At 68.6% G+C, this 2,824-nt stretch carries 1 protein-coding gene; it reads right to left on the bottom strand.

The genetic code is table 11. The features are described from left to right. Positions 1 to 322 precede the first annotated feature (322 nt). Positions 323 to 2,773 (bottom strand): M28 family peptidase, encoded by a 2,451-nt coding sequence (locus E1264_RS41745; RefSeq protein ID WP_132182979.1) that lies wholly within the window; start codon positions 2,771 to 2,773, stop codon positions 323 to 325. Positions 2,774 to 2,824 lie beyond the last annotated feature (51 nt).

The raw sequence follows: 2,824 nt of genomic DNA, 5'->3' as shown, positions 1-2,824 counted from the left end.
GAGAACCCCCGACCACCGAGAACCCCCGACCAACGACAACCCCCGACCAACGACAACCCTCGACCAACGACAACCCTCGACCAACGACAACCCGAAGTCCCAGGGCCAGAAGAAGGCCCGACCAATCAACAAACGCTCTTCCGCCAGGTGCGCTCGCCGGTGTGGCCGTCCGTCCTTCGGCTTGCCCGGGTGCGCTGCTTGGACGAGCGTGTCCGGCCCAGCCTCCCTACCCCCTGTGGAGAAAGGCCGGACCGGGCACGCTCTAGCTGTGCCGACGGCTCAACATCAGCCGTCTAGGGACCGGTGTCACCGGTCCCGGCGGTCACGATCGCTTGCCGGTGCCGGTGCCGGAGGCCGGTTGGGCGCCCACGGCGACTTTCCAGAGGGCGTAGGCGATCGCGTCGGAACAGCGGTCGAGTGCGGTCGTGTTGATGTTGCTGGGGTAGCTGTCGCAGGCCTGGTGGTAGCACCGGTCGAACGCCTGGTTCGCGGTGCCGCCCCACTTCTGTGCCTGAGCTGCCGTCTTGCGTGCCGGAGCTCCCGTGAACAGGAACGTCGTGGCGATTCCGGCGTTGCGGAAAGACCCGTCGTCACTGCAGCACTCGGCGACCTCCTCCGTCGGCACGTTGATCGAGTCGAAGTACTCCTTCAGGTTCTTCGCCAGCGGCGAGTTGATGTCATCGATGAAGTAGCCCGGGTTCGGCGAGCCGACCATGTCGAAGTTGAAATAGCCCTTGATCTTCGCCCGGTCGGCGGCCGACAGGCGGCTCACGTAGTACCTCGAGCCGCGCAGGCCCTGTTCCTCGTCCGTCCACCACGCGAACCGGACGTGGTTCAGCATCGTGGGCTTGGTCTGGGCGAGCTGGAGCGCGACCTCCAGCTGGGCCGCGGAACCGGTGCCGTTGTCGTTGATGCCGGGACCCGCCGCGACGCTGTCGAGGTGGGCGCCGAACATGTAGACGTTGTTCTCGTTCCCGCCGGGCCAGTCGGCGATCAGGTTCGGCCCGGCGCCGGCGCTGCATCCGGACGCGCAGGCTTGGCGGGCCACGGTGAACCCGGCGGCCTTCAGCTTCTGCTCGATGTAGGACACCGACGCGGTGTAGCCGGGGCCCGTGGCACGGCGGTTGCCGCCGTTGCTGCTGGCGATGGACTGGAACTGCTGCAGATGCGACTTGACGCTCTCGACGTTGATGTCAGGCGCCGCCGCTTTTGGGTGGCTGCCGCCTCCGACCGTGTAGGCGGCGGTGTTGCTCGCCCCCGCGGTGCAGGTCGGCTCACCGGACTGCGCGCCCAGCTGGACGGCGTCCCAGGCCGCCTTGACCTTGTTGTACGACGCGCAGGTGGCGTCGAGGTTCTTCGCGGCGGTCAGCGTCAGCACCCGGTAGCGGCCGTAGCTGGTGCCGGACGTCTTCAGCATCATCGCGTTGTAGAAGATCTTCGCGGCCTCCATGACGCCGATGCCCGTCACCTGGCCGCCCTGGCAGACCGGGCTGTTCGGCTTGCCGCCGCCCGGCTGGGAGCCCTCGGCGAGCAGGTAGAACCAGTGGTTCCCGGGCCCGGCCGCCTTGTGCACCTCCATCCGCGGCACGGAGGCGGAGTAGCAGTTCGGGTCGTTGTTGACCTGCGACGGGTTGTACATGTTGCGGATCGGGCCCCGCCCGACCAGGTCGACGAGCTCACCGACGAGGTAGTCCGGGGTGTCGGCCGGGTTGTTGATGGCGTGCTCGACGACCGCGCCCCACACGTCTCCGACGAACTCCTGGGTGCCGCCGCCGGACATGCCGCCGGGGGTGAAGTTGTCGAGCCCGTGGCCGAACTCGTGGGCCACCACGTCGGTCGAGGTGAGCCACTGGTTGCGCTGGTTGTGGCCGAACTGGGCGTCGGTGCCGTTCCAGTAGGCGTTGACGGCGTTGAGGCCGACCCTCGCCGGGGCCCACTGGTTGTTCCGCAGGCCGGTGCGCCCGAAGGACTTCAGCAGGTCCCAGAAAGCGGCGGAGGAGTACATGACGTCCACACAGCCGGATTCCTTGTCGGTCTTGGACGCGCTGCCCCAGACGTCGTCCGGGCCGGTGAAGATCCGGTTGCCGCTGTAGTCGGCGCAGGTCAGGCCCGCGCGGTTCGGGTCGCGCATCGAGTACGTGCTGCCGGACTGGGTCGTGCCGATGGTCAGGTTCGGGCCGCCCCAGATGCCGGTGCCCGTTCCCGCCTGGATGGTCTCCTGCGCGTCGAACCGCTTGCCGGTCAGCGCGTCAATGTAGACCTTCTTCCGGCTCGGCTGGTCGCCGTCGCGCCCGGACACGATCGTCTCCCACGCCAGCCGGGGCTTGGCCAGCGCGTGCACGACCAGGCGCGGCTTGAGCTCGGCCTTGTCCGGCTTGGTCAGCGCGGTGCGGGAGTGTCCTGCGGCCGCGGCTCCGGTGACCTTCGGGGTGGTGCCGACCGTGATCTGCTGGCTCTGCGCGACCGACAGGGTGCGGACGCGGCCCTTCCCGTCGGTGGCGATCACGAAGTCGCCGCCGACCACGGGAAGACCGCGGTAGGTGCGCTCGTAGGCGACGTAGTACTGGTCCCAGGGGGTGCCGACCACCTGGGTGCGGATGTACTTCTCGTCCTTCCCAGTGTACAGGTCGGCGGCGTTCCCGGCGATCAGCGCGTCCGCCGACGCCGTCGCGGCCGCCTTCGGATCGGCGCTGGGAGCTCGATCGTTCTCGGTGGACGTCATGGCGGGAGCCGCCATGCCCGTGACCGCGAGCGCGGTGACCGCCGTGGTCACCAGAAGATGATGTCTGCGTTTCACAGCCGCATGCCTCCATCAGGGCGGGGG

This window comes from Actinomadura sp. KC216 (assembly GCF_004348535.1).
Classification (GTDB): Bacteria; Actinomycetota; Actinomycetes; order Streptosporangiales; family Streptosporangiaceae; genus Spirillospora.
The sequence above is the reverse complement of the archived record's forward strand: the minus strand, read 5'-3'. Positions and strand labels throughout refer to the sequence as shown.